Annotated in this window: 26 protein-coding genes; 8 read left to right on the forward strand and 18 right to left on the reverse strand. The window is 57.1% G+C overall.

Annotated elements, in window-relative coordinates; all coding sequences use genetic code 11:
* The first annotated feature begins 212 nt into the window (after positions 1-212).
* From ACFSR7_RS05020 to ACFSR7_RS05030, 3 genes are read left to right on the forward strand one after another with little or no spacing between them, the layout of a single operon-like run.
* Positions 213-1,397: a glycosyltransferase family 4 protein gene (locus ACFSR7_RS05020; RefSeq protein WP_378159442.1), complete on the forward strand. Its 1,185-nt coding sequence runs from the start codon at positions 213-215 to the stop codon at positions 1,395-1,397.
* Complete coding sequence (locus ACFSR7_RS05025; protein WP_378159443.1) at positions 1,397-2,500, forward strand: glycosyltransferase; 1,104 nt, start codon at positions 1,397-1,399, stop codon at positions 2,498-2,500. Before ACFSR7_RS05020 ends, ACFSR7_RS05025 begins: the two co-directional genes overlap by 1 nt.
* The gene (locus ACFSR7_RS05030) at positions 2,493-3,572 is read left to right on the forward strand and encodes a mannose-1-phosphate guanylyltransferase (RefSeq protein WP_378159444.1); all 1,080 of its coding nucleotides are present in this window, start codon (positions 2,493-2,495) and stop codon (positions 3,570-3,572) included. The genes ACFSR7_RS05025 and ACFSR7_RS05030 overlap by 8 nt, the downstream gene beginning before the upstream one ends.
* A gap of 156 nt (positions 3,573-3,728) precedes the next feature.
* On the opposite strand, the gene ACFSR7_RS05035 is transcribed toward ACFSR7_RS05030, so the two are convergent.
* Together ACFSR7_RS05035 and ACFSR7_RS05040 are read right to left on the reverse strand one after the other, a co-directional pair.
* Complete coding sequence (locus ACFSR7_RS05035; RefSeq protein ID WP_378159445.1) at positions 3,729-4,712, reverse strand: aromatic ring-hydroxylating dioxygenase subunit alpha; 984 nt, start codon at positions 4,710-4,712, stop codon at positions 3,729-3,731.
* A gap of 16 nt (positions 4,713-4,728) precedes the next feature.
* Complete coding sequence (locus ACFSR7_RS05040) at positions 4,729-5,880, reverse strand: BMP family ABC transporter substrate-binding protein (RefSeq protein ID WP_378159446.1); 1,152 nt, start codon at positions 5,878-5,880, stop codon at positions 4,729-4,731.
* Positions 5,881-6,201: 321 nt separating this feature from the next.
* On the opposite strand from ACFSR7_RS05040, the gene ACFSR7_RS05045 reads away from it, so the two are divergent.
* Complete coding sequence (locus ACFSR7_RS05045; RefSeq protein ID WP_378159447.1) at positions 6,202-6,714, forward strand: Lrp/AsnC family transcriptional regulator; 513 nt, start codon at positions 6,202-6,204, stop codon at positions 6,712-6,714.
* Positions 6,715-6,828: 114 nt separating this feature from the next.
* Here the strand turns inward: ACFSR7_RS05045 and ACFSR7_RS05050 are convergent, their stop codons facing one another.
* Genes ACFSR7_RS05050 through ACFSR7_RS05060 form a run of 3 tightly spaced genes read right to left on the reverse strand, consistent with a single transcriptional unit; the run spans position 6,829 to position 8,300 of the window.
* A complete protein-coding gene (locus tag ACFSR7_RS05050) occupies positions 6,829-7,338 on the reverse strand; it encodes a pentapeptide repeat-containing protein (protein ID WP_378159448.1) in 510 nt (169 codons plus the stop codon).
* An 8-nt stretch (positions 7,339-7,346) separates the two neighbouring features.
* On the reverse strand, positions 7,347-7,868 hold the full coding sequence (locus ACFSR7_RS05055) for a gamma carbonic anhydrase (RefSeq protein ID WP_378159449.1): 522 nt from the start codon (positions 7,866-7,868) through the stop codon (positions 7,347-7,349).
* A gap of 39 nt (positions 7,869-7,907) precedes the next feature.
* Positions 7,908-8,300: a hypothetical protein gene (locus ACFSR7_RS05060; protein WP_378159450.1), complete on the reverse strand. Its 393-nt coding sequence runs from the start codon at positions 8,298-8,300 to the stop codon at positions 7,908-7,910.
* Between ACFSR7_RS05060 and ACFSR7_RS05065 the strand changes: the two genes are divergently transcribed.
* Positions 8,259-8,399, forward strand: coding sequence for a helix-turn-helix domain-containing protein (locus tag ACFSR7_RS05065; protein ID WP_378159580.1), 141 nt, complete (start codon positions 8,259-8,261; stop codon positions 8,397-8,399). The two genes, ACFSR7_RS05060 and ACFSR7_RS05065, sit on opposite strands and share 42 nt — an antisense overlap.
* Positions 8,400-8,442: 43 nt before the next feature.
* Here the strand turns inward: ACFSR7_RS05065 and ACFSR7_RS05070 are convergent, their stop codons facing one another.
* The 7 genes from ACFSR7_RS05070 to ACFSR7_RS05100 all read right to left on the reverse strand — a co-directional run bounded on the left by ACFSR7_RS05070 (position 8,443) and on the right by ACFSR7_RS05100 (position 14,444).
* Positions 8,443-8,667: a hypothetical protein gene (locus ACFSR7_RS05070; RefSeq protein ID WP_378159451.1), complete on the reverse strand. Its 225-nt coding sequence runs from the start codon at positions 8,665-8,667 to the stop codon at positions 8,443-8,445.
* Positions 8,664-9,773: a GerAB/ArcD/ProY family transporter gene (locus tag ACFSR7_RS05075; protein ID WP_378159452.1), complete on the reverse strand. Its 1,110-nt coding sequence runs from the start codon at positions 9,771-9,773 to the stop codon at positions 8,664-8,666. The genes ACFSR7_RS05070 and ACFSR7_RS05075 overlap by 4 nt, the downstream gene beginning before the upstream one ends.
* Positions 9,755-10,999, reverse strand: coding sequence for a Ger(x)C family spore germination protein (locus ACFSR7_RS05080; protein WP_378159453.1), 1,245 nt, complete (start codon positions 10,997-10,999; stop codon positions 9,755-9,757). Before ACFSR7_RS05080 ends, ACFSR7_RS05075 begins: the two co-directional genes overlap by 19 nt.
* The gene (locus ACFSR7_RS05085; RefSeq protein ID WP_378159454.1) at positions 10,996-12,543 is read right to left on the reverse strand and encodes a spore germination protein; all 1,548 of its coding nucleotides are present in this window, start codon (positions 12,541-12,543) and stop codon (positions 10,996-10,998) included. Before ACFSR7_RS05085 ends, ACFSR7_RS05080 begins: the two co-directional genes overlap by 4 nt.
* A 146-nt stretch (positions 12,544-12,689) precedes the next feature.
* Positions 12,690-13,211, reverse strand: a complete 522-nt coding sequence (locus ACFSR7_RS05090) for a hypothetical protein (RefSeq protein WP_378159455.1) — start codon at positions 13,209-13,211, stop codon at positions 12,690-12,692.
* 84 nt (positions 13,212-13,295) lie between these two features.
* Positions 13,296-13,559, reverse strand: coding sequence for a hypothetical protein (locus tag ACFSR7_RS05095; protein ID WP_378159456.1), 264 nt, complete (start codon positions 13,557-13,559; stop codon positions 13,296-13,298).
* Positions 13,560-14,444 carry a CPBP family glutamic-type intramembrane protease gene (locus tag ACFSR7_RS05100; protein ID WP_378159457.1) on the reverse strand — a complete coding sequence of 295 codons (885 nt, stop codon included), beginning with the start codon at positions 14,442-14,444 and terminating at the stop codon, positions 13,560-13,562.
* Between the two features lie 297 nt (positions 14,445-14,741).
* On the opposite strand from ACFSR7_RS05100, the gene ACFSR7_RS05105 reads away from it, so the two are divergent.
* Positions 14,742-15,281 (forward strand): hypothetical protein, encoded by a 540-nt coding sequence (locus ACFSR7_RS05105; RefSeq protein ID WP_378159458.1) that lies wholly within the window; start codon positions 14,742-14,744, stop codon positions 15,279-15,281.
* A gap of 89 nt (positions 15,282-15,370) precedes the next feature.
* Here the strand turns inward: ACFSR7_RS05105 and ACFSR7_RS05110 are convergent, their stop codons facing one another.
* Positions 15,371-16,294: a S66 peptidase family protein gene (locus tag ACFSR7_RS05110; RefSeq protein ID WP_378159459.1), complete on the reverse strand. Its 924-nt coding sequence runs from the start codon at positions 16,292-16,294 to the stop codon at positions 15,371-15,373.
* 117 nt (positions 16,295-16,411) lie between these two features.
* Here ACFSR7_RS05110 and ACFSR7_RS05115 point away from each other — a divergent pair, with 117 nt between their 5' ends.
* Together ACFSR7_RS05115 and ACFSR7_RS05120 are read left to right on the forward strand one after the other, a co-directional pair.
* Positions 16,412-17,917 (forward strand): FAD-dependent oxidoreductase, encoded by a 1,506-nt coding sequence (locus ACFSR7_RS05115; RefSeq protein WP_378159460.1) that lies wholly within the window; start codon positions 16,412-16,414, stop codon positions 17,915-17,917.
* Between the two features lie 90 nt (positions 17,918-18,007).
* Complete coding sequence (locus ACFSR7_RS05120; protein WP_378159461.1) at positions 18,008-18,241, forward strand: hypothetical protein; 234 nt, start codon at positions 18,008-18,010, stop codon at positions 18,239-18,241.
* Between the two features lie 53 nt (positions 18,242-18,294).
* Here the strand turns inward: ACFSR7_RS05120 and ACFSR7_RS05125 are convergent, their stop codons facing one another.
* From ACFSR7_RS05125 to ACFSR7_RS05145, 5 genes are all read right to left on the reverse strand, one after another.
* Positions 18,295-19,320, reverse strand: coding sequence for a DUF7309 domain-containing protein (locus ACFSR7_RS05125; RefSeq protein ID WP_378159462.1), 1,026 nt, complete (start codon positions 19,318-19,320; stop codon positions 18,295-18,297).
* Between the two features lie 170 nt (positions 19,321-19,490).
* Complete coding sequence (locus ACFSR7_RS05130) at positions 19,491-21,254, reverse strand: glycoside hydrolase family 5 protein (protein ID WP_378159463.1); 1,764 nt, start codon at positions 21,252-21,254, stop codon at positions 19,491-19,493.
* A complete protein-coding gene (locus ACFSR7_RS05135) occupies positions 21,251-22,162 on the reverse strand; it encodes a carbohydrate ABC transporter permease (protein WP_378159464.1) in 912 nt (303 codons plus the stop codon). Before ACFSR7_RS05135 ends, ACFSR7_RS05130 begins: the two co-directional genes overlap by 4 nt.
* The gene (locus ACFSR7_RS05140; RefSeq protein WP_378159465.1) at positions 22,159-23,046 is read right to left on the reverse strand and encodes a carbohydrate ABC transporter permease; all 888 of its coding nucleotides are present in this window, start codon (positions 23,044-23,046) and stop codon (positions 22,159-22,161) included. Before ACFSR7_RS05140 ends, ACFSR7_RS05135 begins: the two co-directional genes overlap by 4 nt.
* Before the next feature lie 79 nt (positions 23,047-23,125).
* Complete coding sequence (locus tag ACFSR7_RS05145; protein ID WP_378159466.1) at positions 23,126-24,469, reverse strand: ABC transporter substrate-binding protein; 1,344 nt, start codon at positions 24,467-24,469, stop codon at positions 23,126-23,128.
* Positions 24,470-24,500 lie beyond the last annotated feature (31 nt).

Genomic DNA, 24,500 nt, shown 5'->3' on the forward strand with positions numbered 1-24,500 from the left:
ATTGACAGATGCACTTTCCAGTGCTATTGTTGATAGGAGAACAATTTTCCAAAATATTTTATATTATCATGCCGCTCGTGGAAAATCAACCACTCCCCTGAACCCCTTTCCCTCAATTTTATATTTTGTTTTTGTCGAGAAATGAAGGCCATCTTTATTTCTTTTTTTGTTGTTTATTTTTGGAATAAATTATTAATTCAGGAGGTAATTGCTTGAAAAATGAAACGAACAAATTAATAAACGTGGCTTTTCTGGGTACTTATCTTCCGCGGGAATGCGGCCTGGCGACCTTCACCCACGACCTTGCGCACGAACTCGGAATGCTTGCCGACTTTAATCCGCCGCGCGTCATTGCGGTCAATAACAATGCCGTCTATGCGTACGGCAAAGACGTCGCGAGGAGCTTCGAACAAGAAAATAAAAGCGAATACGCCCGCATCGCATACGAACTCAATCGGTCGGATATCGACCTGCTCGTCATCCAGCATGAGTTCGGCATCTATGGCGGCGAGTGCGGAGAATACGTGCTGGAGCTCGCGAAGCGGTTGACGATTCCGTTCATCGTCATCTTCCATACCGTGCTGACCGCGCCGAACCCCGCTCAGCTCCGCATCGTCTCCCTGCTGGGCGAGTGGAGCGATCGCTCGGTCACGATGGCGCAGAGCACGGTGGCCGACCTTCATCATATATACGGCATTCCTGCAGACAAGATCCGCATGCATCACCACGGCGTGCCTCGTCTGTCCGCCGAATCGCGGGATACGCTCAAAAGCCGGTACGGCTACGCCGGAAGGCAGATCGTATCCACGTTCGGCTTCCTGAGTCCGGGCAAAGGAATCGAATACGCCATCGAGGCGATGAGCGGCGTCGCGTCCCGCCATCCGGACGCGCTGTACGTCGTATGGGGCAAGACGCATCCGGTCGTCAAGCAGGAGGTCGGCGAGGTGTACCGCCGTCAGCTCGCCGAGCAAGTGGACCGGTTGGGTCTGAACGAACATGTACGATTCGTCGACAAGCTGCTGACGCAAGAGGAAGTCGTCCATTCACTCGTGCTGTCGGATATTTATATGACGCCCTATCTGGGCCGCGAACAAGCGGTCAGCGGCACGCTCGCTTATGGCGTCGGCTACGGACGGGTCATCGTATCGACCCCGTATCGCTATGCGACGGAGATGCTGGGGGACGGCCGGGGGCTGCTCGCCGACTTCCGCGACGCCAAATCGCTGGAGACGCAGCTGCTGGACGTACTGGACCATCCGGATAAAAAGCTGCAAATGGAGCGGAAAACGGCAGAGCTGGGGCGGCAGATGATGTGGGACCAGATCGCCAAGGAATATGCCGCGCTTGTCCGCGATGTCGTCGGCTCGTCCTATCCCGTCCAAGGGAGCGTGGTCTAATGAAGTTATCCCCAACCAAGCCGCTGCAGGCAGACTACTTGCGCAGCCTGACGGACGATACAGGCATCTTTCAGCATACAAAGTTCGGCGTGCCCGACCGCGGCCATGGCTACACCTCGGACGACAACGGGCGTGCGCTCATCGCAGCCGTTTTGCTGCACCGCAACCATCCGGGCGAAGACTGGCTCCGCCTGGCAGGCACCTATCTATCCTTTATCCACCATGCGCAAAACGAGGACGGCAGCTTTCGCAACTTCATGAACTACAACCGCAGCTTCGCCGAGTCGGTCGGATCGGAAGACTGCCTCGGGCGCTGCATATGGGCGCTCGGCTTCACGCTTTCCGAGCCGACCGTACCGGACAATATGCAAAATACGTGCAGATTCATGATCGACAGGGCGCTCCCGCGCATCGCAGAGCTGCGCTCCCCCCGAGCGATCGCCTATGCGACGGTGGGACTTGCCTATATGCTCGAGACCAAAGGTTCTCTCCGTTATGCTTTCCCTTATGATTATGTGGACAAGAGCGAAGAGGCAAGGTCCTTCCTGCCGCACTGGGAGATTCGCGATCTGATTGAGCAGATGACGGATCGCCTGCTGACGCAATTCGAGCAGTATTCGACTGTAGACTGGCAATGGTTCGAGGACAGCGTCACCTACGGCAACGCGATGCTGCCATGGGCGCTGTTCAAAGCGGCACGGCTAAGCGGCAGGGCAGACCTGCGGTATACGGCGAAGGCGAGCCTCGCTTTCCTGACGTCGCATACCTTCTCGAAGGAAGGCTATTTCAAGCCCGTCGGCAGCCATGGCTGGCTCGTTCGCGGCGAGACGGCGGCTCCGTACGACGAGCAGCCGATCGAGGCCTGCGAGACGCTGCTCGCCCTGTACGAAGCCTACGACATGCTCGGCACCCCCTCCTATCTGGATCAAGCCCGCATTTGCATGGACTGGTTCCATGGACGGAATTCCGCCAGGCTGTCCCTGATCGACCCGCAGACGGGCGGCTGCTACGACGGCATCCACGCCAGCGGGCTCAATCTCAATCAAGGCTCGGAAAACATCGTCTCCTACTGCATCGCGCATTCGGTGATTCATCATGCATAGGTTCGCGACGATTCTGGCCGGCGGCGGAGGGACTCGATTCTGGCCGCTGTCCCGCCAGGAGATGCCTAAGCAGCTGATTAATCTGAGCGGCAACGACATTATGCTGAACGACACGATTGACCGGTTCAAGCACGTCATGCCGTTGGAGAACACGATTATCGTGACGAACTCTTCGCAAGCGGTCCAGTTGGAGAGCATCATGCATTTAAGCGTGCCGGCCGGCAACGTACTTGTCGAACCCGTCGCGCGCAATACGGCAGCCAGCATCCTATTCGCAGCCATGCATATCGACCGGCAATTCGGCGATTCCCTGATGGTCGTCTCCCCTTCCGATCACCATATTACAGACGTGGACGAATTCAAGAAGACGCTAACCGAAGCGTGCATGGTCGCGGAAGAGACGGACAAGATGATTACGATCGGGATCAAGCCGACCTTCCCGTCTACAGGCTACGGGTATATCTCCCATGCTCCGGATACGCTTCGAACCGAGCCCTGCCGCGTGTACGAAGTATCTGAATTCGTCGAGAAGCCCAGCTTCGCGGTTGCCCAAGGCTATTTAAACTCAGGCAATTATCTGTGGAACAGCGGCATATTCGTCTGGAAAACGTCGGTCATCATCGATAATTTCAAGCGCTATCTGCCCCGATTGCACAACGCGATGCTACCCTTCGCGGCATGCGAAGACCCGGAGCGGCGCATGGACTTGATCCAAGCGGTCTACCCCACTCTTCAAAGTACCTCGATCGACTATGGCATACTGGAGCGCAGCGTCGACGTGGCCGTCATCCCGGGCAATTTTGGCTGGAACGATATCGGCAGCTGGGACGCGCTCGGCGCCATCATCCCGCCGGACGAAAACGGCAACATCGTCAAGGCAGAGCATCTGGGCATCCAGACGCGCGATTCGATCGTCTACGGGGACGAGCGGCTGATCGCTACCATCGGCATCGAAGGTCTCATCATCGCCGACACCAAGGACGCGCTGCTGATCTGCGCCAAGGACCGCGCCCAGGACGTGAAGGACATCGTCGTGCTGCTTAAAAACAAAGGCATGACTGCGTATGTATAAAGCTCGAGGCTGATCGGCAGTCAGCTGCGCGAACAGGACGAAGCCCGAATTTCCGCTTCGTCCTGTTTTTTCGTTGCGACCCGCTCACGCTTCAATGCGACAATGACATCCCTACCGCTGACGCGGAATCCGGCCGCGCACTTCAGGACCGGCTCTTCAAGCCGTTCCCCAAACGACGCCGCGCTCGCGCAGCCATTTGCGATAGGCGATGCTCAGCCGGTCGGCCTTCAGATGCAGCTCCGCTTGCAGGTCCAGGGGCAATAGCTCCGGGCGCTGGCTCTCCAGCACGGCCTGGTCCTGCTGCAGGATGAAGGTCTGGAAGTCGGCGAACTGCGCATCCGGCAGCTCGAAGGCATAGTTGCGCGCCAGCGCGACGAAGACGACGGATTCCGTCTGCGCGATCGGACTGACCGCGAACAGAATGGAAAAGACATGGCCGGTCAGCGGATCCGTCTTGCTAAGGCGGGCGGCCGTCGGACTCAGCACCTCGTAAACGTATCGTGCGATGCCCGAATTGCCGGTACTGTCCGGGTCCGGCTGATAGATGTCGATCTCGGAGGAGCGGATGCCGCCCTCGGAAATATCGACGCGATAATCCGCGATCTCGGGATAAGCCGAATCGCCCAGATGCCCTTCATGGAGAAAAGCCAGGTGGCCGACGTCGAGAAAGTTCTCGATGACGCGTGGCGCCGAGGCTTGAAGCGGATAAGGACCGCAGTAGACGGTCTTGTAGGCGGGATCGTCCCATTCGGGGAAAGGCGGCAGATCCGTCTCCTCCCGATCGGCACCCAGCCGCACCCAGACGATCTTCTTTTCTTCCCTGCATTCGTATACGACCGCGCGCGCCTGCTTCGTAATCGCCTGCTCCGGCGGCTGCTGCGGAATGAGCACGCAGCTTCCCGTCCCGTCGTAGCGCCAGCCGTGATACGGACAGACGAGCGTGCCGTCCTTCACGCATCCGAGCGAGAGCGCGGCGCCGCGGTGGATGCATAGATCCTTCCAGGCGTGGACGCCCGAGGAGGTGCGGAACAAGACGAGCCGCTCCCCCATGAGCACCCGCGAGACCGGCTTTTCGCCGATCTCGTGCGCGTAGGCGACGGGATGCCACTGCCGCATCAGCACCTTGTCATGCTCCGCCATCTCGTTCGCCTCCCGTTCAGCTTTCGATTTTGCCCTGGATGCCCTGCACGAACCAATTCATCGCCAGAATCTCCTCGTCGGTCAAGGCTTTGCCTTGCGCGGCGCGCTCCGTGCCGGCCTGGTCCTTGATCGGGCCCGCGAAGACGTCGAACGTCCCCGCCAGTACCTCTTGCTTCTTCGCCTCCACGGCGTCCTTCACGTCCTGCGGCACGTTTTTACCCAGCGGCGCGATATCGGTCACGCCTTCCTTCATGCCGCCATAGTAAGCCCCTGCCTGCCAGGTCCCTTCCTGGATCGCGCGGACGGTCTCCACGAAGTACGGCGTCCAATTCCACACGAAGTTGGTCAAATACGTGTCCGGCGCGTACTTGCTCATGTCGGAATCCTTGCCGCTGCCCCATACGCCGCGCTCGGCGGATGCCTGCAGGATCGTCGGCGCGTCATGGTAAGCGGCCAGCACGTCGACGCCCGTATCCAGCAGCGAGTCCGCCGCCTGCTTCTCGGTCGTCGGATCGAACCACGTGTTGCTCCACACGACGGACACTTGGGCGTCCGGGTTCACACTCTGCGCGCCTAGCGCGAACGCGTTGATCGCGGAGATCACTTCGGGAATCGGGAACGTTCCGACGTAGCCAAGCTTGCCGTTCTTCGAGACCATCCCCGCCGCCATACCGACGAGGTAGTTGCTCTGATATTCGCGCCCGGCATATACGCCCAGATTAGGCAGCGTCTTATAGCCCGTCGCGTGCAGGAACTTGACGTCCGGATGCTTCGCCGCGGCCGCATTCATCGCATCCATATAGCCGAAGGTCGTGCCGAAAATAACGTCGTATTGCTGAGCCAGATCCTCGAACACCCGTCCCGCATCCGATTCCGCGACGTTGTCCATCGCCATCGTTTCCACGCCGAGCTCTTTTTCCAGCGCCAGTCTGCCTCTATCCATCTCATAGTTCCAGCCGGTCTCCCCGATCGGCGTCGCGTATACGAACGCAACTTTCAATTTCTTCCCGCCTGTCGTTTCGGACGGCGAGCCGGGCGCGGCAGCCGTGCCTCCTGCCGAAGACGAAGACGCACCTGCGGCTTTACCGGTGTTTTCCTTGCCGTCGCAGGCAGCCAGAACGGAAATGACGGAAATGACGAATACGATTAATTTTAGAGCTTTCTTCATGCGAACGCCTCCCCATTATCGAAAACCGATGTCACATTTTCTCCGAATCCATGTTTGAAACCCAAGAAGACACCCCTACCCTCCTTGCGATTCGATAATATTTTCTCTTTATTATTGCCATTAGAAAGAATAAAATCATTATAAGAGCACTCCAGAATTCCCGTCAATCCACAAGAGTTATGTTTATGTTATATAAATTAACATATATAAGTCATGTTTAAGCGACGACTTTTACGATTCGCAAGAAGCGCAGCGCAAAATTGTCGGCTTCACTGTCAAAACGGCAGAACCCGCCCATCATTCAAGTGAGGAGCTTGCGAAATGCAAATAAAAACGCTGCACGATCGTCCTTACGTAACTTTAGATTCCGTCGACCGCAAAATCATCGACCTGCTGAACGATAACGCCAGAATGTCCTACACCGACATCGGCAAGGAGGTCGGCTTGACGCGCGTCGCGGTCCAGCTGCGGCTGCAGTCGCTCGTGGATAACGGAGTGGTCGAGCGCTTCACGCTGGCGGTCAATCCGGAGCCGGCCGGCTTTTACCTCACCGCGTTTTTCGAGATCAGCGTCGAGCCCCGGGAGCTGGAGAAGCTCGCCAAGGAAATGATGGATCATCCGCCGGTTACGCTCCTTTACCAACTTAGCGGCCCGAGCAAACTGCATATGTACGGCCAGTTCATCGACCAGGTCGAGATGGAAGGTTATTTGAAGACGAAGCTGTACGTGCTTCCGGGTATTACGAACGTCGATTTTCAGATCGTCATCCACATGTACAAAAACAGAATGGCGCTGAGACCGCTCGGCGATGCAGTTAGGCTGTACCAGCCTTGATGGGGCGACAATCGATCGGGCAGACGTGGAAAGCGGCGGAAAATACAAATAGCCGGCAGATGCACCTGTCGGCTTCGTAGTGATATTGATATTGATTCGGAGCTGTCATGGTTGTTACCGATTCTTTTGAACCACACCGTGTAGTTCGGGTCGGTATCCAGTTGGCCATGTCGTTGCGCTGTCAAAAAGCGCGCCTTCTAAATTAGCTTCTTCTAACCCGGCGCTCCCCCAAAAATTAGCACCCATCAATGAAGCGCCTTGGAAGTTCGCATGATGCAATTGAGCGCCATTAAATATCGAGCCGCTTAAATCCGAATTTATAAATGATGCGTGATAACAAAGCGCGTTCGACAAGTTCGCGTGCGTTAAAATAGCGCCATCTAGTTTGCACAATACTACTGAAGCTTCTGAAAGGTCTGCTCGCTCTAATTGAGAACGAGATAAGTCTGCGTTCCTTAAATTCGCCTTTTTTAGATTGCTTTTCATCATTTCTCTATCGCTCAAAAGCGCTCGATGCAAATCGATTCCTTCAAGAGAAATCCCAACAAGCGATTCTGCATCGATCGTTATCGGCACATCTCTTGCTGAGGTTTGAATCATTATTGTATAAATCACCTCGTTCACTTTACTCGCTAATACTCCTGCTGATTTTTATAAAACTGCCCTTTTTCCACATACTCCCTCACGATTCGCCGCATATCCGATTCGTCCGCTTCGTTCAGCTCGCGCATCGGCTTGGCCGGTGAACCGACAACCAGCGTGCGCGGCGGTATCTTCTTGCCCGGAGGCACCAACGCACCTGCGCCGACCATCGCGCCTTCCCCGATCTCCGCGCCGTCAAGTATGATCGCGCCCATTCCCACCATTGCCCCGCGTCTGACGATACAGCTATGCAGCACCGCATTATGCCCGACAATGACCTCGTCTTCAATGATCAGCGGCTTGCCCGGACTTTGATGCAGCGTCGAATTATCCTGTATGCTCGTCCGTTCGCCGATGACGGTCGGCGCGACATCTCCCCGAATCACGGCGTTGTACCAGATGCTTGTGTCCTTGCCGATCTTCACGTCGCCCGTCACGACGCTGCCCTCCGCCAGGAAGACCGAATCATGAATGTCCGGCCGCTTGCCGCCGAAGGATTGAATAGTCGCCATGAATGCCGTCTCCTTTTATGCAATTGGAAGTTACTCCTATCAAACCGGATTGCGTGAATCAGCTTCCTCTCCACCGTTCAGACAAGAGGAAAGCAGCGACTTTTCAAACCGGACGTGGAGCAAATGCTGTCGGCGATCGCATTCCACCGCATGCACCGCTTGCACGATCTCCTCGACTGTCACCATCGAATATTTTGCCCCATTCTTGTATGTAAAGTCCAGCATCGCTTTCAAATAAGCTTCGCAGGTTTCGATTTCAGCAGTTAACTGCCCTGATTTACGGGCAAGCTGTTCGTAGCGGACGGCTAATTCGCTCAAGCTTAGCCCCTCCATATCCATCGTCTTATTAAAACGGGCCTGAGCCAGGAAGAGCTTGCCTTTCGCAGCAATCTGGATCGAACCTACATATCCATGCTGGAACGAGGCGTTCATCAGCCCAGCCTTAATTCCTTGATGGCAATCGCTAAAGCGACGAATATGAAAGCTTCAGAACTAGTTCGGTTGTACGAAATCGAAGTCGATAAAAATTAAAGATCTTTTTCATTAAAATTGACTCCCCACATTTTTGCCCCCGCTAGCCACGCCCTAAAATCCCCCGTTCCAACGGTCCGAAAATCGCTTCAATCCAGACGGCAATCTGAAATCGATCCTTCATGGCGAATAAAAATTCGCTCAGCAACAGCAGGAACGAAGTCGACCCGAACACGAAAAAAAATGTGCTCATTTTCCTCTTCTTGTTGCGAAGATATCGCCACTCGACGAAGGCCACCGATGCATAAGCCAGTAAAATCGCGATCACTCGGACGCAGCCTCCTCCCTTTGACTCCATGAACGACGAACGGTATCGACGAGATAATAAACGATCGGTATCAGCTCGGAAATCCAAAACACGGTCAGGATGCCGCCGCCGAGCATGCTTCTGAACTGGGTGTTGGACTTGACGATCACAAGCGAACAGACCGCGATGAATACGGTAATCGGAAACACGAACGGCTTCGTATCCTTCAAACGAAATGAACGCGCCAATATCAGCGCGATGACGTAAACGATAAAAGCGAGCTTGACGAAGATGCTGATCAGCCATAAAGCAATTAGCGCAGGGTCCAGCGTCTCCAGAAAGGAACCGCTCCGCATAAAGCGAAGCAGCTCCAGTTCGGGATAATTGAGGTTGGAGCTGAGCTCCGGGCCGAATATGAGCAGCAGGGGAATAATATGAAGCAGCACGACGGCCGCGGCGACCGACGTCGAGGCTACGAGCGTCCGAAACGTCTTGCCAGGTGAATGCAAGTAAGGAAAAACAAGCAGCGTGAAAGACATCTCCCCGAAGACGGAGGACGTATAATAAGCGGACGGCCACGCCTCCTGCATGTTAAAATAGGTCGCGATTCCCCGCACGGAGAACCAATGAAAATTTTCGCTAACAAGGAATGGAATCAGCAGAAACGAAAGCAGGCTGATAAAGAAGAGGCCTTCTGCCGCCCTAAAAACCGATTTGATGCCAAAACGGACGGTATAAGCGACGCAGAGGCCGCAGAGCGCGGCAATCGCCCAAGGCGGCGTGCTGATCAGATAAAACTGGATCATCACATCCTGCAGTTCCCAAAAATTAATGATCGCGATAAGCAAATTGGACAACGCGATGAACAACAGGAGCGGATAGTGCAGCCACCTTCCGACAATGTCTTGACCGTACTCGATAAAAAAGCGATCGGGGCGTCGCAAACCAAGCTTGTATGCGAAGTAGGAATACGCAAGTCCGAGCATTGCGCCGGACAGAACGCCGAGCGGAGCGTTGTACCCGCTCGACTGCAGCATAATCCCCAGCATGAAGGCGACCATCGTTGAGAACAAATGCAGCGCAAAAAGCTTGAACAATTGACTTTGCGTTACGGATTGAAGTCCCATGCTTCATTCCCTCCTTTCTTCTCTCCCCCCGTTTGTCCGCGGTCGATGAATCCGCTTCGGAAGGAATCCGTCGAAGAGCCGACCCTCCTCAGCGAGATGACGGATTCGACCCGGATGCGCAAACGATTTTTGTAGTACGCTCTCCATCCGTCTTTGAGCTTGTCCCAATCCTTCGGGTATTGTACGGAGATATAGCGTCCGAAGTTAAATACATCCGCTCCCGCCTTTTGGGTTCTGGCAATTACGGACGCTATGGTGGAGTCCGCGAATTTTTTAATTTCTTTTTCCAACCGCTCGATATTTTCCTGCTTGCTCAGATCGATGTCGGAGTCCGAAGCGATTAATCCTGCATTGGAATAGGAGCGTACGACGATGCCCAGGCCGTCCCTGGCTTTAAAGGGCCTGATCTGCGTCGTCAACGAAGTGGTATAAAAGCCCATCTCCTTGTCGTCCGTAGGCGACTGTACGCTGTAGATATACTGTTTCAGCTGCCCGATCACCGCGCGCGCCGAGGAAGTTTCTTCGGGAGACAATGTCGGAGCCACCATTTTTCCTTCGCGCAGAATCGCCGAGCCGGCCGTGCCGACATTGGCGGACGTATCCGCCTTGAGCGAAGGCTCTTTGCGCTCGAATCTCAGAATGGGGATGAGCCCGTCTCCGCCGTTCGCCTTGGAGAACATCAAATCTTTGACCGTCGTGTTTAAAATCTGATGGTTACGCACGTAGCCGTTCAACACCGAAATAAAAAAACGTTCAAATGTCGCGGGCATCTCGGCCACCTTCTCGCGCGCGTAACCTTCGACTAGGAACAAATTCGTGTTCAGCTTCAAAAACGGGTTGCGGGAAACAAACTCCAGAAGCGGCCCCACTCCCTTTTGCGCGAAGCGGCTTCCCATGATAATGCTGTGCGTCTGGCCGAACGCGACTCTGCGTGGAATGTCGCCCTGGATTTTTTGCAGCGCCTCCTCCAGGGTGCGACCGCTGCGAGTCACATAAGCGACCGGCCGCTGACTCCCGTCGCCGCCCGTTCCCCCGGTCTGTCCCGGAATAAGCCGATTCGTCAGGGGAATGCCGAGCGTGAGTTCAACTTCGTCGTCTTTTAAATCTACGATCATGACGCTCACGAATGCGCGATTTTTAAGCTCGGTTGCCGACCAGCAGCCTGCAAGCATAACGATGGCAGCGCCAACCGCTACCATCTTCCACAGCCGGAGAAGAACACTCAATCTTCTCCCTCCCCCTTGGACTGCGCCCAGGCTCGAGCTCCTGCGGTTTGTCTGATCCGGTTGGCGCCGATCGCCGTCGGCGGACGTTTTCGCATTTTCCACCAAGGCGCCCGGATGAACGTATCTTTGATCGCATTCGTAATCTGAGGCGCCAACGGAGACAGATACGGCATGCCGAACGATTCCAGATTGAGCATATGGACGTAAATAATGATAAGGCCGCACGCGATTCCAAAAATGCCGAATGCGCCGGCGAGCAGCATCATCGGAAAACGAAGCAGCCGAAAGGAAAGACCCAGATCAAAGTTCGGAATAATGAACGAGGCGATGCCCGTCAATGACACGATAATAACCATGGCAGCAGACACGATACCCGCCTGAACCGCAGCCGTGCCGATGATGAGGGCGCCGATAATGGATACGGCTTGACCGATCGATTTGGGGATGCGAACCGACGCCTCGCGCAGCGCTTCGAACGCCACTTCCATCATCAACGCCTCCATTAGCGCGGGGAAGGGAACTACTTCTCGCGAGGAGGAGACGGAGATCAGCAGATCGAAGGGAATCATCTCCGGATGAAATGTCGTAATCGCAATGTAAAAGGAGGGCAGCAGCAGCGAGGTGATCAGAAAGGCGAAACGAATCCAACGGATCCACGACGCCGCGATAAAAGGTTGGTAGTAGTCCTCCGCGGATTGAAGCATCATAAAAAAGTTGACGGGCGCCAGCAGCACGATCGGCGTATTGTCCACGACCACCGCGACTCTGCCTTCCAGAATAGACGCGGATACGGTGTCGGGACGTTCCGTATATTGCAGCTGAGGGAATGGAGAGGACGGGCTGTCCTCGATCGCTTCCTCAATATAGTTTGAGCCCAGGATGCCGTCGATATCGATGCAGGAAATTCTCCGCTTCATTTCTTGCACCAACGCAGCCGGACAAACGTGATCTAAATATACGATGACGACGGAAGTCCTCGTGTTCCGTCCGAGCAGAAGCTGCTCCGTCTTGAGGTGGCTGCTGCGAATACGACGCCGCAGCAGCGTCAGGTTCGTATCCAGACTTTCTACAAAAGCTTCCCGCGGGCCGCGAATGACCGATTCGTTCGGCGCTTCCTCCAGCGCTCTTTTCTCGAACTTCGAGAATGGAAGACCAAGCATCTGAAGATTTCCGTCGAAGAGTAGGACCCCGAAGCCTTCCAGAATCCAGTTGACGCTTTCGGCCGGATCGGCCAACGCCATGCAGCCTGCCATCGGAATCCGACGCTCCGAGATCAGCCGCGCGATGTCGCCATCCCACTCCCCATCCAACGCCATGAGCGGTTTTAACAAATGTTGCTCAACATCGCGGTAATCGAACATCTCCCGTACATATATAAGCGCGCAAGCAACGCCTCCGCTCAAGGTAAAGCAATAAAACACCACGTCCGAACATCCGTCAAACCGAGACTTGAACCAGTCCAGCCTCGGCTCCAGCCGCAACGTCTCCGGGCAATCGCCATCCGCTTCCGGAGCTGCCGGCAAAGCCATGGTTTTTGCATTCACAGAGACGCCTCCCCTCGGTTTCCATCATTTGCTTAGCTTTTTCCGGGGAGAAGGAAAATATTCGAAATCAAGGTCTTGCAGTGGCGAACTGACAGGCGATTAAGTAAACATAAAGAAGCCCCTGCGGCATTCTTCATCGCTTCAGGTCATATTTTCATCATAGAAAACATATTTTTCGCCGATTCATAAAAATTTTCGCCTTTACTTTTAACCGTTAATTTCTCCATAAGGTCTTGTACGTTCACCTCAAACGAGGAACTCCATACGCATCCGTTATCAAGAATAACAGATAACTGTGTGGATGATAGCGCAACAGCCGCCGCCGCGGCAATTGCGAACTCTGCCGGTGATTTTGAAGCTCCTACTGAAATTAAGCCCCATATCCCCACTTCTTCTGGCGTAACGTGAGGCGGATGATCTTCAACTTCATAAAACATCATTATTACCGCATCGGGCATATCTCGAATTCCGATCAAAATATATTGGCCTTTTAACCCTATAACCGTGTCGACTTCTATGGCAACCGTTAACTCATCACCATCGTTTTTGAATATCAATTCCGGCAAATTTTCTATTGAGAGCAACTGTTTTAATGAATTATGCATGAGGGATACGAAACTATTTAGAGGAATAGAGTGGATAACCTTTACAGATAAGTCTGATGACAACGATGAAACCTCCCCATTTTAATCTTGGCCGGAAACAAAAAGAACCTCGAAAGGCAATACGCCAATCAAGGAAAGAATAAAACCTTACATTTTACTCGCGACTTTTCTTTCTATGTAATCCAGTGCCTCACGGAGCGATCGGAAGGCCTCATCGTGACCGCTAAATTTAATTTCCTCAATATTTCGCCGATAACTAACGCCTACACCCACATGGGTTACGATCTGAATTTCAAAGAAATCGTTACCGTTGTTCATGCTGACCCACGTAGCTATGCCGGATTCGTCAAAATAAACGTTCCAATGGGAAAAGCGGTCATCAAACAATCTTTTGATTTCCTCCATTTCCATTCAATCGTTCGCCTCCGCTCGCTGCAGCCGCCCTGCACTCACCGTTCTCCTTGAAATGAACCATGCCGCCACAACTAAGGCGAACGCCACTAAGATTCCCGACTCTCCCGTCCACAACAACGCATTGGTGCCGCTAGCAGAAGCATCGAAAACATCTTGAATGACGGCGTTCCAGGACGCATGCAGAAAGATCGCAGGCCATACGCTTCCGGTTGCGAGTCGCAGCCGTCCAATGATCAAGCTGAAGGCGGTGATCGTGATCATAAATAGGATAACGGAAAGCGCCGGATAAGGGCCGGAGTAATAGTTGCCGGCCAGAATCACGGGCATATGCCACAATCCCCAGATGATCCCGCTGGTCAGCAACGGATAAGGAACCCGCGCATCGATCAGCCGGGTAAGCATGTAGCCCCGCCAGCCAAGTTCTTCCCCTGCGCTGCCGATCAGACCCACTAGCGTGCCGACAACCATTTGCATGACGAGCAGCACCGTAAAGGTAACGGCAGGCGAAGCCTTAACGAATGTGTCCGGTGTGACGAATAGCACCAATCCCGCGACCCAGGCAATTCCGTAGGCAAATAGCCCGATACCCACGGGGAACAGCAGAATAAAAGGCAAGGTCTTCAGAATCTGCCGTCCCTTGATCCGCAGGGAGATGTCCGCCATGCCTTCGCGGAGCAGCAAACGGGTGATGATAGAGGACAAACCGGGCGCCCACATCAGGAGCAGAATAAAGAGCTCGATTTGCATCGCAGTCAAATAGCCGATCGTCGTCAGCGGAATGAGTATGGCGAAGTAAACGAGAAGGCCTCGCCTAGCGAAACGAACTTTCCCCCGTTCCTCATTCGTAACATCGGCAGAAACACTTCCTTTTTCTGTTTTCACAGCAATAAATCCTCCTGGTTCCATGCAAATTATTTTTCATTAGAAATATAGCACCGGATCCGCGCTGTCCAGAACAGACGCATGTCCGGACTTGCCCCGACATAAGCCCAGGCGCAGGCCTGGCTTTTTAAGCGCACGCTTGAGCCTCTGTCGAATTTCCCCGGAAATATCTCCAAAAATATAAGCCCTGACGCCTCCTTTTCCCGGCAACAAAACGCCTGTTTAAAACGTCTACTAATTGTCTAAATAATAATGATACATATCACCTGTTCTTAACCGGAGAGAGGGGCTGAACCGATGCGCAAACTGTTGCTGTGTGTCGTATTGTTGGGAATCTGCCTGATTCCGCTCAGCGTGTCGGGCGTGAGCGACAAGCAGGAGACCGCCGTCGCAGAGGAGAATGGCATCGAGGCGATCAACCATGCATCGGCCCCCTCGTATCCCGCTTATATTAGCAAGATCACTTCGATGGACGGCGTCACTTACGTGACCGTCGACTACATTCAGTTCCTGCAGGGCGCGGAGGCCGACCGGGTATTCCGCCAGCAGGAGCCGGATGCCGGCATGGACGAGGCGCCGGACGGCTACTACATCTTGAATGAGGAAAAGAAGACGTACACGCTGCCGGTCGCTTCCGACGTGCAGGTGCTGATGCAGATCTACAATCGTTCCGGCAGTTGGGACGACGCGGATATCGTGGAAAACGAGCCGATCAGCATCGCGAAGCTTCGCTCGTTGTTCAGCGGAGACAATCAGGAGCTGATGGCGAACTTCCCTTATTACATCACAGTGGCCGACGGCAAGATTGTGCGCATCGTGCAGCAGTACATTCCTTGAGTCAGTCTCGGACGCAATATGCATTTTTCCTGAATGAATGCAAAAAGAGCCGGCATCCCCTCGGGTGCCGGTTCTCTTTTTGTGTAACGCTACAGGGATACGGCCGGCTCCAGCAGCGTCAGCGTTCCGGCCCCTGCGTCAAGCCGCGCCTTGGCTCCGATCGGCACCGCCGCTTTGTAGACGTCGTGCCCGCTCGCGAAGCCGGCAATCAGCGGCTTGCCCAGCGGCACGAGCACGTCGCGGATGAGGTCCGCATAGGTCCGGCCGTACGCGTCCGGACAGTCGTGGCAGCCGCCCATCACGATGCCCGCGCAGTCCGCGAGCTTGCCCGCAAGCTTCAGCTGCTCCACGTAGCGGTAAACGGTGTTTACCGGCTCGTGCGTCTCCTCGAGCAGCAATATTTTGCCGCGGGTATCGATCTCGTACGGCGTGCCGAGCGAGCCCGTAAGCGACGTCAGATTGCCGCCTGCGAGCGGTCCCGAGACGACGCCGGGCACAAGCGGCCGGATCGGCATGCCAGGCGGGTTCGCGATGGGCCTGGGGACGACAAGCGACGAGGTCGCGGCGTAGAACTGCTCGAAGTTGTACGCCGGCGTTTCGGGCTTAAAGTCGATGAGCAGCAGGCTGTGCAGCGCGACAAGCTCGGCCAGCTGAGCGAGCGTATTGAGCAGGACCGTAATATCGCTGTAGCCGGACACGATCTTGGGATGCGCACGGATGTATTCGTAGTCCAGGTAAGGCAGTATCCCCTCAACCCCGACGCCGCCGCGCGTCGGCAGGATCAGCCTGACCCGTTCGTCCGCGAACATCGCCATCAGATCCGCCGCCCGATCCCGGTCCGTCCCTGCCAGATAGCCGTCTTCATCGTACACATGGCGCCCGACGACAACGTTTAATCCCATTTGCTCCAGATAACCGATTCCGGCGTCAATCGTCTCCCGCGAGAGCGGGCTCCCGAGCGTGACGATGCCTACCGTATCCCCCTTCACCAGCGCCTGCGGCCGGATAGCCATCCAACCCTCCCCCTCTCCTCCTATCAGCTTATGTCCGATTGCATGGGGGCATTGTATCTATTTCCGTGTAAAAAGGGAATGATGAGGATAACACGTCCATCCGAGGAGGAAAACGCCATGCAGCTGCCCGAATATCCCGAATCCTATTGGCGCCGGACGGCGGAGCTCCCCGCCTTTCCGAAGCTGACGCGCGATCTCGAGACCGAGTTTGCCGTCGTGGGCGGCGGCATTACCGGCCTTACGACCGCTTATCTGCTCGCCAAGGAAGGCCGTCGCGTCACGCTGCTGACGGCAGACAGGCTGCTCGCCGGCACAACCGGCTACACGACCGCCAAGATTACGGCTCAACACGACATCATTTACGATGAATTGATCGCCCACTTCGGCGAGGACAAGGCAAGATTATATTACGAAGCCAACGCAGGCGCGCTCGCATTCATGCGCAGCCTGGTCGCCGAGCACGGCATCGCCTGCGACTTCGTTGACGAGGACGCCGTCGTCTACGCAACGCGCGAGGATGGCCTGCACAAGATCGAAAAGGAATATGCGGCCTATCAGAAACTCGGCATTCCCGGCGAACGCTACGATACGCTGACGCTGCCGTTCGGCGCGACCGCGGCGCTGTCCATGAAAGGGCAGGCGCGGTTTCATCCGACGCCGTATGCCGCTTTTCTAGCCAGTGAGATCGTGCGCCTCGGCGGAGAGATTTTCGAAGAGACGACGATGGACAAATTTCATGACGGAGAACGGGCCAGCGTCACGACGAAGGACGGCTATACGGTGACCTGCGATTCGGTCGCGGCCTGCTCGCATTTCCCGTTTTTCGACAACGGCTTTTACTTTGCGCGGCTCCACGCCGAGAGCTCGTACGTTATCGCGGTCAAGTCTCCGTACGACTATCCGGGCGGGATGTACATTACGGCGAACGAGCCGAAACGCTCGATCCGTGAGGTTACCTACGGCGATGAGAAGCTGCTGCTGATCGGCGGAGAGTCGCACAAAACCGGGCAAGGCGAATGCACGATCGAACACTACGAATCGCTGAAGCGGTTCGCGGAGGATACCTTCGGCGTAGAAGAAATCCGCTACCGCTGGTCGACGCACGATCTGGTGACGACGGACAAGGTGCCCTACATCGGGTTCGCCCGGGAAGGCACCCCAAATCTGCTCGTCGCGACCGGCTACCGTAAATGGGGGATGACAACGAGCGCGGTCGCAGGCCGGCTGCTCGCGGATCTGCTGCTCGGCCGCGACAATCCGTACGCGGAGCTGTTCGGGCCGTCGCGCTTTCGGGCGGATCCGGATATGGGGACGCTTGCGAAGGAGACTGCGGATGTCGCCTATCACTTCGTCAAGGGCAAGCTGGAGTGGCTGAAAAAGGATCCCGAGGAGCTCGGGCTCGACGAAGGCGCCGCAGTCCGCATCCACGGCCGCCGCTGCGGCGCGTACCGCGACCACGAGGGCAAGCTGCACGTCGTCGACACGACCTGCACGCACATGGGCTGCGAAACGGAGTGGAACGCGGGCGACCGGTCCTGGGATTGCCCGTGCCACGGCTCGCGCTTCAGCTTCACCGGCGAAGTGATGCACGGTCCCGCCAAGAAGCCGCTCGAGCGGCTGTAGCGGCAAGCGGCTGTCTAACCGGCCGGCTTCGATTGTTTCAATCGCTCTCCCGAAGGGGAAAAGTCGGCATACGCAAAGGAGGAGATTCGAATGAACGAATTCGAGCGGCCGCCGGATCTGGACAAGCCGGGCGCCGGCCCCCAGACCGACCGCGATCATCCCGAGCAGTATCCGACGGACAAGGAAAGCCTCTTCGACAGCTTCCTGAGCGAACGCAACGTCGACGCGATTCCGGTGGAGGATCTCGGCATCGAGAACCGGGACGAAGCGAACAAGCCCGACAGCAAGGACGACTCGTCGACCGAACGAAAGTTTCGCGAATAACGTCTGCAGGCCGCCCCTTATTTCGGGGCGGCCTGCATCGGTTTAATGAGAGCCTACATGAATTGTCGTTCCATCGCCTCACGAGCCTCCGACAGCGCGGGCAGCTTCGGCGCGAGCATAAGCTCAAGCTTCAGCGCCTCGGCGAGCGGGAGGAGCGCATCTCCGGTAGCCTCGCTGCCCACCCAGATCTCACGGGGAAGCAGCTTCAGCTCCTCGATGAGCGACAGTAGATTGTCAGCTGTCTCCGCGGCTGCTTCCTCGCGCCGGGTCAGGGCGAACTTCAGGATCTGACCACTCGTTTGATCGACAATCAAGCTCATCTTCGGATAGAACGGCTTTTCCCCCTCCTGCACCGGCATCGGCACATGGAAGCTGTCCGCCTCCCAAACCCCTGCGACTCCTTTAGTCCCCCTGAGCGCCTTGGTGACGCGAAGCTCATTCAGCGGGGCAGCCCTCGCGTCCGACCCTTCCTCCTCTGGCAATTCATCCGGCACCAGGCTGACGGTATGCCAAACAAGTGCGGCATCCGTTCCAGAACAAGTCTCGCGGACCAGCATCTTGCCCCCTTCCTCGTATAGCAGATCGTCCAGTTGAGATCGGTAGGCTTGTCCGACGATCATCGCCTGGTCCACCGCATGCCTCATGAAGACAGCCTGCTCCGCGGTGAGCTCCGGCCATGGCAGGTAGCCCGGCTCGTACAGCCGGAACGTCGGCCAGGCTTGGCGACCGCGATATCGCAATCCCAACGCCTTGATCCGCTTATACTCCGAAGGCTTCAGATCCTCTCTGTCGTCGAACGAGAAGAGCAGACAGTGCTGGCTGAACATCGGATCCTCCGCCAACTTCCCGGCGAGCATGTCCGTCAGCGTACGCAATCCTCCGCTCCCCAAGTAGATCGCCATGCCGAACAGTTCGCCGCCATTTCCGAACACACTGCAATATCCGATCTTTCCGCTCGCCTGATCACGGACGCCAAATAAATGGCTATTCGACATCCATCTCCAGATTGCGGCCTGCTTGTACCGTCCGGCAGCTTCGTAAAGATCCTTCCATTGCTGTGTCGTCGGTGCTGTGCTCATGATCACGCCTCCCAGTCTCGTCGCGCCGCGCAGATCGTCAACGCCTCTCTGCTAACATTGTAATAGATCGTGGCCCATCTCTCAATTCGCCGAGTCGGAAGTCGCTTCAACAGTCGATATTCGCATCAAAGAGGCCGCCGTCTCTCTGAAGAGAAACGACGGCCACCCGATTAAGCCAGTAATTCAAGCCACGCGACGCCGACCGGGCGATCAGCCGCCTTGATCACGATATGCCTGGCGGCACCCGGAAGCCCGATGCGCTCCAGCTCCGCCGTTACCGTCTGCCAGCCGCCCTCCGTCCATTCGACCGTCGTCGCAGGCGCGTCCCGCCCAAAGGAAAGGAAAAGCTTGCCTCCGCCTTCGCTCTGTACATGCAGACGAACTGCGCTTCTGCCTGTCGGGCTGCCGTCAGCCGATCCCCCCGCCGCCTCTCGTGCCGTTGCAGCCTCTCGTGCCGTCGCGGCCTCGCATCCGTAAGCCAGCCAATCGCCAGGCTTCAGGGCCACGTACATCCATTCGTCCGCTTGCCATTCCTCGCCGCCGCCATGCTGGAAGTTCGGCGTTGTCCGTCCGGGGACGACGAAGCGGATGTCCGTGCCGTCGGCGGTACGGAAGCCCTCGGCTCTCGCGCCGACGCCCGAGGCGGGCAGCACGCTCCGATTGCCGTCCGCTCCCGTATCCCCTTCGCTCAGGCGGCGCGCCAAGCCAAAGCTCTTGCCCGCCCCCTCGTACCCGTAGAAAACGGCGGGAATGCGCACCGGCGCGCGCACGAACAGCGAACGCACGACGGCGGGCTCGTAGTCGCATCGCGCGAGCGGCAGGTTGTCAAGATACGCCCACAGGATGCGCTCCGCTTCGGCCGGCGACGGTTGCTCCCCGCCCTCCAGATATCGCACAAGCAGCTCCCAGCCCTCGGGGCGGCGAATCGAGCAAGGCGAGTTGCCGGTGTCCATCTTTTTCCACGTCCAGAAGTTCCAAGAGATATCGTGATCCTCGAAAAGACGGAAGGCCCCCGCGTACCAGTCCTTGTTGTTCTCGCCGCCCTCGCCCATGAACAGCGGCGCGTTCAGCCGCTCGCGATGATCGAGATAGACCTGAATGCTGGCGGTGTCCGGCACGTTCCAGTACTTGTGGAACTGCAGCAGCACGTTGTCGTCCGGCAGCGCATCGAAAATCGACCAGTCGGTCGCCCAGTGGACGCCCTCTAGGATGATCATGTGCCGGTCGTCCACCTCGCGGATGGCGGCGATGACTTCTTCATAGAATGGCATCACGCTGCCGTTGTGCGCGGCGAACCATTCCGGCAGCGGCTCGTTCAGCAGATCGTAGCCGGCGACGATCCATTCGTCGCGATACCGCTCCGCCAGCAAGCGCCACAGCTCCACCGTGCGCACGCGGTTCGCCGCGTCCAGGAACAGCTCCGGCAGATCGCGCTCCGAGTCGTCGATATTCGTACCCGTCTGCCCGCCCGGCGCGCCGTGCAGGTCCAGAACGACATAGAGACCGTACTGCTCGCACCATCGGACGACCCGGTCGATGCGCGCGATCATGTCCGGCTCAAACCGTACCGGCTCGCCTTCCTCCAGCAGCGTGCGCGCCAGAATCGGAACCCGTACGGAGTTGAAGCCTTCCGACGCAATCCGCGCGATATCGGCTTCGGCGACATAACGATCGTAGTACAGCGCCCAGAATTGCGCCGCCTTCTTCTCGCCGACCAGCTTGCGGATCATCCGCTCGATCCGGCGCGGGCGGTCGCCCCCCTCCGGGAAGCGCCACATGTAGCCCTCCGGCAGCAGCCAGCTGCCGAACCCGACGCCGCGCAGGAGAATTTCCTCGCCGCGGCCATTGCGCAATAGTTTGCCGTCCGCGCGCACATAACCGCAGACATCGCATTTACCGCCGTGCAAAGCACTTTCCGTTATGTTTTCGCTCATCCTTTAATCGCTCCGTCCGCAATTCCGTTCAGAATGTATTTTTGAAGCAGCAAATACAGCAAGACGACCGGCAGCAGCGCCAGCACGAGCGAGGCGAGAATCGCCGACCAGTCGTTGTTGCCGTACTGGCCGAACAGCATGTTCGTCGACAGCAGCAGCGTATAGCTCGAGGCGTCGGTCAGCATGAGCAGCGGCAGCAGGAAGTCGTTCCACATCCAGAGCGCGTTCAGAATCGCGACGGTTGCGGTGACGGGCAGCAGCAGCGGCAGGATCACGGAGAAAAACAGCCGAAATTCGCCGCAGCCGTCGATGACCGCCGCCTCGTCGAGATCGCGCGGAATCGACTTGACGAAGCCGTGGTAGAGAAAGATCGCCATCGATACGCCGAGGCCGATATAGATGAGCCCCAAGCCAACGGTCGACCCTTGGACCGTCAGATTCCTGGCGATGCGAACGAGCGTGATCATGATGGAATGGAACGGGATCAGCATCGACAGCACGAACAGGCTGAACAAAAAGCCGCTCAGCTTGCCCGGCGTGCGAGACAGCTTGTAGCCCGCCATCGCGGCGAACAGCACGATGCCCGCGAGCCCGACCGCCGTCACGGCAGCCGTATTGCCCAAGCTGCGCAAAAAGTCTATTTTCCGATATGCGTCCGCGTAGTTGCTCCAAGCGAAGTGCCGCGGCCAAGAGAGGATGCCGTTCAGCATCTCGCCCTCCGTCTTGACCGAATTCAGCACGCCCATGTAGACGGGCAGCAGCGTGAACGCCGCGCCTACGATCAGCGTCAGCAGCGCAAGCAGCCCAGGCAGCGGGCTCGAACTGCGGCGCCTGCCTGCTCCCGCTGTATCGATGCCGCGAGAAGCCCCGCGCCCCGCTTCTCTTCTTTCATAGCGATGCGCGTTCATGCTTCCACCTCCCGCCGCTTCATCAACTGCAGCTGGACGACCGTGATGACGAGGACGATCAGGAACAGGATCATCGCCTTCGCGCTTGCGTAGCCGTATCGGTTGCTGAAGCCGAACGCTTCCTCAAAAATGTTAAGCGCGATGACCTGCGTCTCCCGCCCCGGGCCGCCGCCCGTCAGCGCGAAGACGGCGTCGAATACCTTGAACGAAGAATTCAACGTGAGGAAAATGCCGATCGTGAGCGCCGGGTAGATCATCGGCAGCGTAATATAGCGGAATGTCTGCCAGACGCCGGCGCCATCGATGGCCGCGGCCTCCTTGAGCGAGGAGGGAACGCCCTGGAGCGCGGCGATGTAGATGACCATCAGATAGCCGACGCCGCCCCACAGCGAGACGATCAGAATCGCGTAGAAGGAAAAGGACGGGTCGCCAATCCAGGAGCGATCGAGAAAGCCCAGGCCGGTTCGCACCGCCAGGTCGGGCAGCACGCGCGTGAAGACGAACATCCACATGAAGCCGCCGATGATCATGCTGAGCATGTTGGGCATGAAGAAGATCGTGCGGAAAAAGGCTTTGGTCCTGGCGCGCGATTCGATCAGCACGGCGACCAGAATGGCCAGCGCATTTTGCAGCACGACCATGAAGAGCACGTATTTGAGCGTAAAAAAGACGGCATGCCCGAACGACGGATCCTCCGTCAGCGCCTCGACGTAATTGGCCAGCCCGACGAACGCGTACCGCGGGTTCAGGCCGTTCCAGTCGGTCAGGCTGTACCAGATGCCGCCGAACGCCGGCGCGAGCAGAAACGTCGCGTAGAACAGCAGCGCCGGGAGCACGAACGCGAGCAAGGTGCCGTGCCGTTTGAGTCTGAGCCTGTCGATCATGTCGTAGATCCCTCCTTCGCCTGTGAAGCCGATCCGGCCCCGCGCCGCGGAAGAAGCCGCGGGACGGAGCCGGAAGGGATCACTTGCTGTTCTTGACGGCGTTCGCCCACGTGCGGTCCAGCGTCTTGATGATCTGCTCCTTGGTCACGCTCTTGGCGTAGTAGCTCTGCAGCAGCTTCGCCGTCTCGTCGGTCACGCCGTTCGGCAGCGACAGGTCGAGGTAAGCTTTGCCCTGTGCGACGTACGAGCTCGCCTCGGTGATCCATGGGAACGTGTCGTACTTGTGCATTTCCGCGACAGGGTTGAACTTCAACTCCTCGAACAAGGCGGAGGATGCGTTGTCGTCCAGCATGTAATTGAGCAGGTCGAGCGCGACATCCTTATTCTTGCTCGTCGGCGATACGGCGAGCGAAGTGGAGGTGGCGAGGTTGATCATCGTGCCGGCCGGATCGTTGCTCACCGGCAGCGGCGCGACGCCGAACGCCATGTCGGGATTCGCCTTCAGGATCGTCTCGGCCTGCCACGGCCCCATGACCCACATCGCGGCCTTGCCGTTCGCGAAGTCCGTCGAGCCGGCTGCGCTGCCGACCTCGAACGGCTTGGCCGTCCCGTTCGCCATGATCAGATCGATGATGTTGAACACGTCCTGCACGTCCGCATAGGACGCTTCGCCCTTGTTCATCTTCTCGATCCAGTCCGGATGGGCCGAGGTCACGACACCGCCAAGCGACAGGGCCATCATGAGCTGCGGAATCCACGACTCCTGGAAGCTAAGCTCGAACGGCGCCGCTTTTGTCGTCTTGATTTTCTCCACGGCGGCCTTCATTTCGTCGAGCGTTTGCGGCGGCGCAATGCCGAGCTCGGCGAACATTTTTTTGTTGTACAGGTAGCCCCAAGACAGGCTTTCGAGCGGCAGCGCGACTACCTTGCCGTCGTACGTCACCGTCTTGCGCACGCTTTCGTATACCTTTGGCACGAACGGCTGGTCGGACAGATCGCTCAAGTAACCTGCCTTGTAAAAAGTAGGGATATCGGCAATCGCATGCAGCGTGAACAGGTCGGGCGCGTCGTTGGAGGAAAGGCGGGTCTTGAGAATCTGCCCGGCCTGGTCGGAGTTCGGCATCTCGAGTTTGATCGTGACGTCGACGTTTTTGTCCGCCAGCTCCTTGGCTTTGAATTGCTCGAAGTACTTGTCGAACTGGTCCTTGAAGCGCGGCAGGCTCATGAAAACCTTAAGCTCGACCTTGCGTGCCGGCTCCTGCGCGGACGCGGACGGCGAAGCCTGGGCTTCCGATGCGGATGCGGATGCCGAGCCGGACGGCGCGGCGGACGGCGAAGCATTGTCGTTGCCGTTGCCGCCGCAGCCGGCCAGCATCGCAGCCGCGAGCGTCATCGAGGACGCGGCATAGAGCGCTTTTTTCATCTGGTGTTACCCCCTCTATCGAATTACTGCA

This window comes from Cohnella sp. GCM10020058 (assembly GCF_042683485.1).
GTDB lineage: Bacteria > Bacillota > Bacilli > Paenibacillales > Paenibacillaceae > Cohnella.

Excerpts from the sequence above, each read along its gene's own strand:
- ACFSR7_RS05025 (WP_378159443.1), top strand. The coding sequence starts at position 1,397 with ATGAAGTTATCCCCAACCAAGCCGCTGCAGGCAGACTACTTGCGCAGC.
- ACFSR7_RS05030 (WP_378159444.1), top strand. The coding sequence starts at position 2,493 with ATGCATAGGTTCGCGACGATTCTGGCCGGCGGCGGAGGGACTCGATTC.
- ACFSR7_RS05035 (WP_378159445.1), bottom strand. The coding sequence starts at position 4,712 with ATGGCGGAGCATGACAAGGTGCTGATGCGGCAGTGGCATCCCGTCGCC.
- ACFSR7_RS05040 (WP_378159446.1), bottom strand. The coding sequence starts at position 5,880 with ATGAAGAAAGCTCTAAAATTAATCGTATTCGTCATTTCCGTCATTTCC.
- ACFSR7_RS05045 (WP_378159447.1), top strand. The coding sequence starts at position 6,202 with ATGCAAATAAAAACGCTGCACGATCGTCCTTACGTAACTTTAGATTCC.
- ACFSR7_RS05055 (WP_378159449.1), bottom strand. The coding sequence starts at position 7,868 with ATGGCGACTATTCAATCCTTCGGCGGCAAGCGGCCGGACATTCATGAT.
- ACFSR7_RS05060 (WP_378159450.1), bottom strand. The coding sequence starts at position 8,300 with ATGAACGCCTCGTTCCAGCATGGATATGTAGGTTCGATCCAGATTGCT.
- ACFSR7_RS05075 (WP_378159452.1), bottom strand. The coding sequence starts at position 9,773 with ATGGGACTTCAATCCGTAACGCAAAGTCAATTGTTCAAGCTTTTTGCG.
- ACFSR7_RS05095 (WP_378159456.1), bottom strand. The coding sequence starts at position 13,559 with ATGGAAATGGAGGAAATCAAAAGATTGTTTGATGACCGCTTTTCCCAT.
- ACFSR7_RS05105 (WP_378159458.1), top strand. The coding sequence starts at position 14,742 with ATGCGCAAACTGTTGCTGTGTGTCGTATTGTTGGGAATCTGCCTGATT.
- ACFSR7_RS05110 (WP_378159459.1), bottom strand. The coding sequence starts at position 16,294 with ATGGCTATCCGGCCGCAGGCGCTGGTGAAGGGGGATACGGTAGGCATC.
- ACFSR7_RS05115 (WP_378159460.1), top strand. The coding sequence starts at position 16,412 with ATGCAGCTGCCCGAATATCCCGAATCCTATTGGCGCCGGACGGCGGAG.
- ACFSR7_RS05120 (WP_378159461.1), top strand. The coding sequence starts at position 18,008 with ATGAACGAATTCGAGCGGCCGCCGGATCTGGACAAGCCGGGCGCCGGC.
- ACFSR7_RS05125 (WP_378159462.1), bottom strand. The coding sequence starts at position 19,320 with ATGAGCACAGCACCGACGACACAGCAATGGAAGGATCTTTACGAAGCT.
- ACFSR7_RS05130 (WP_378159463.1), bottom strand. The coding sequence starts at position 21,254 with ATGAGCGAAAACATAACGGAAAGTGCTTTGCACGGCGGTAAATGCGAT.
- ACFSR7_RS05135 (WP_378159464.1), bottom strand. The coding sequence starts at position 22,162 with ATGAACGCGCATCGCTATGAAAGAAGAGAAGCGGGGCGCGGGGCTTCT.
- ACFSR7_RS05140 (WP_378159465.1), bottom strand. The coding sequence starts at position 23,046 with ATGATCGACAGGCTCAGACTCAAACGGCACGGCACCTTGCTCGCGTTC.
- ACFSR7_RS05145 (WP_378159466.1), bottom strand. The coding sequence starts at position 24,469 with ATGAAAAAAGCGCTCTATGCCGCGTCCTCGATGACGCTCGCGGCTGCG.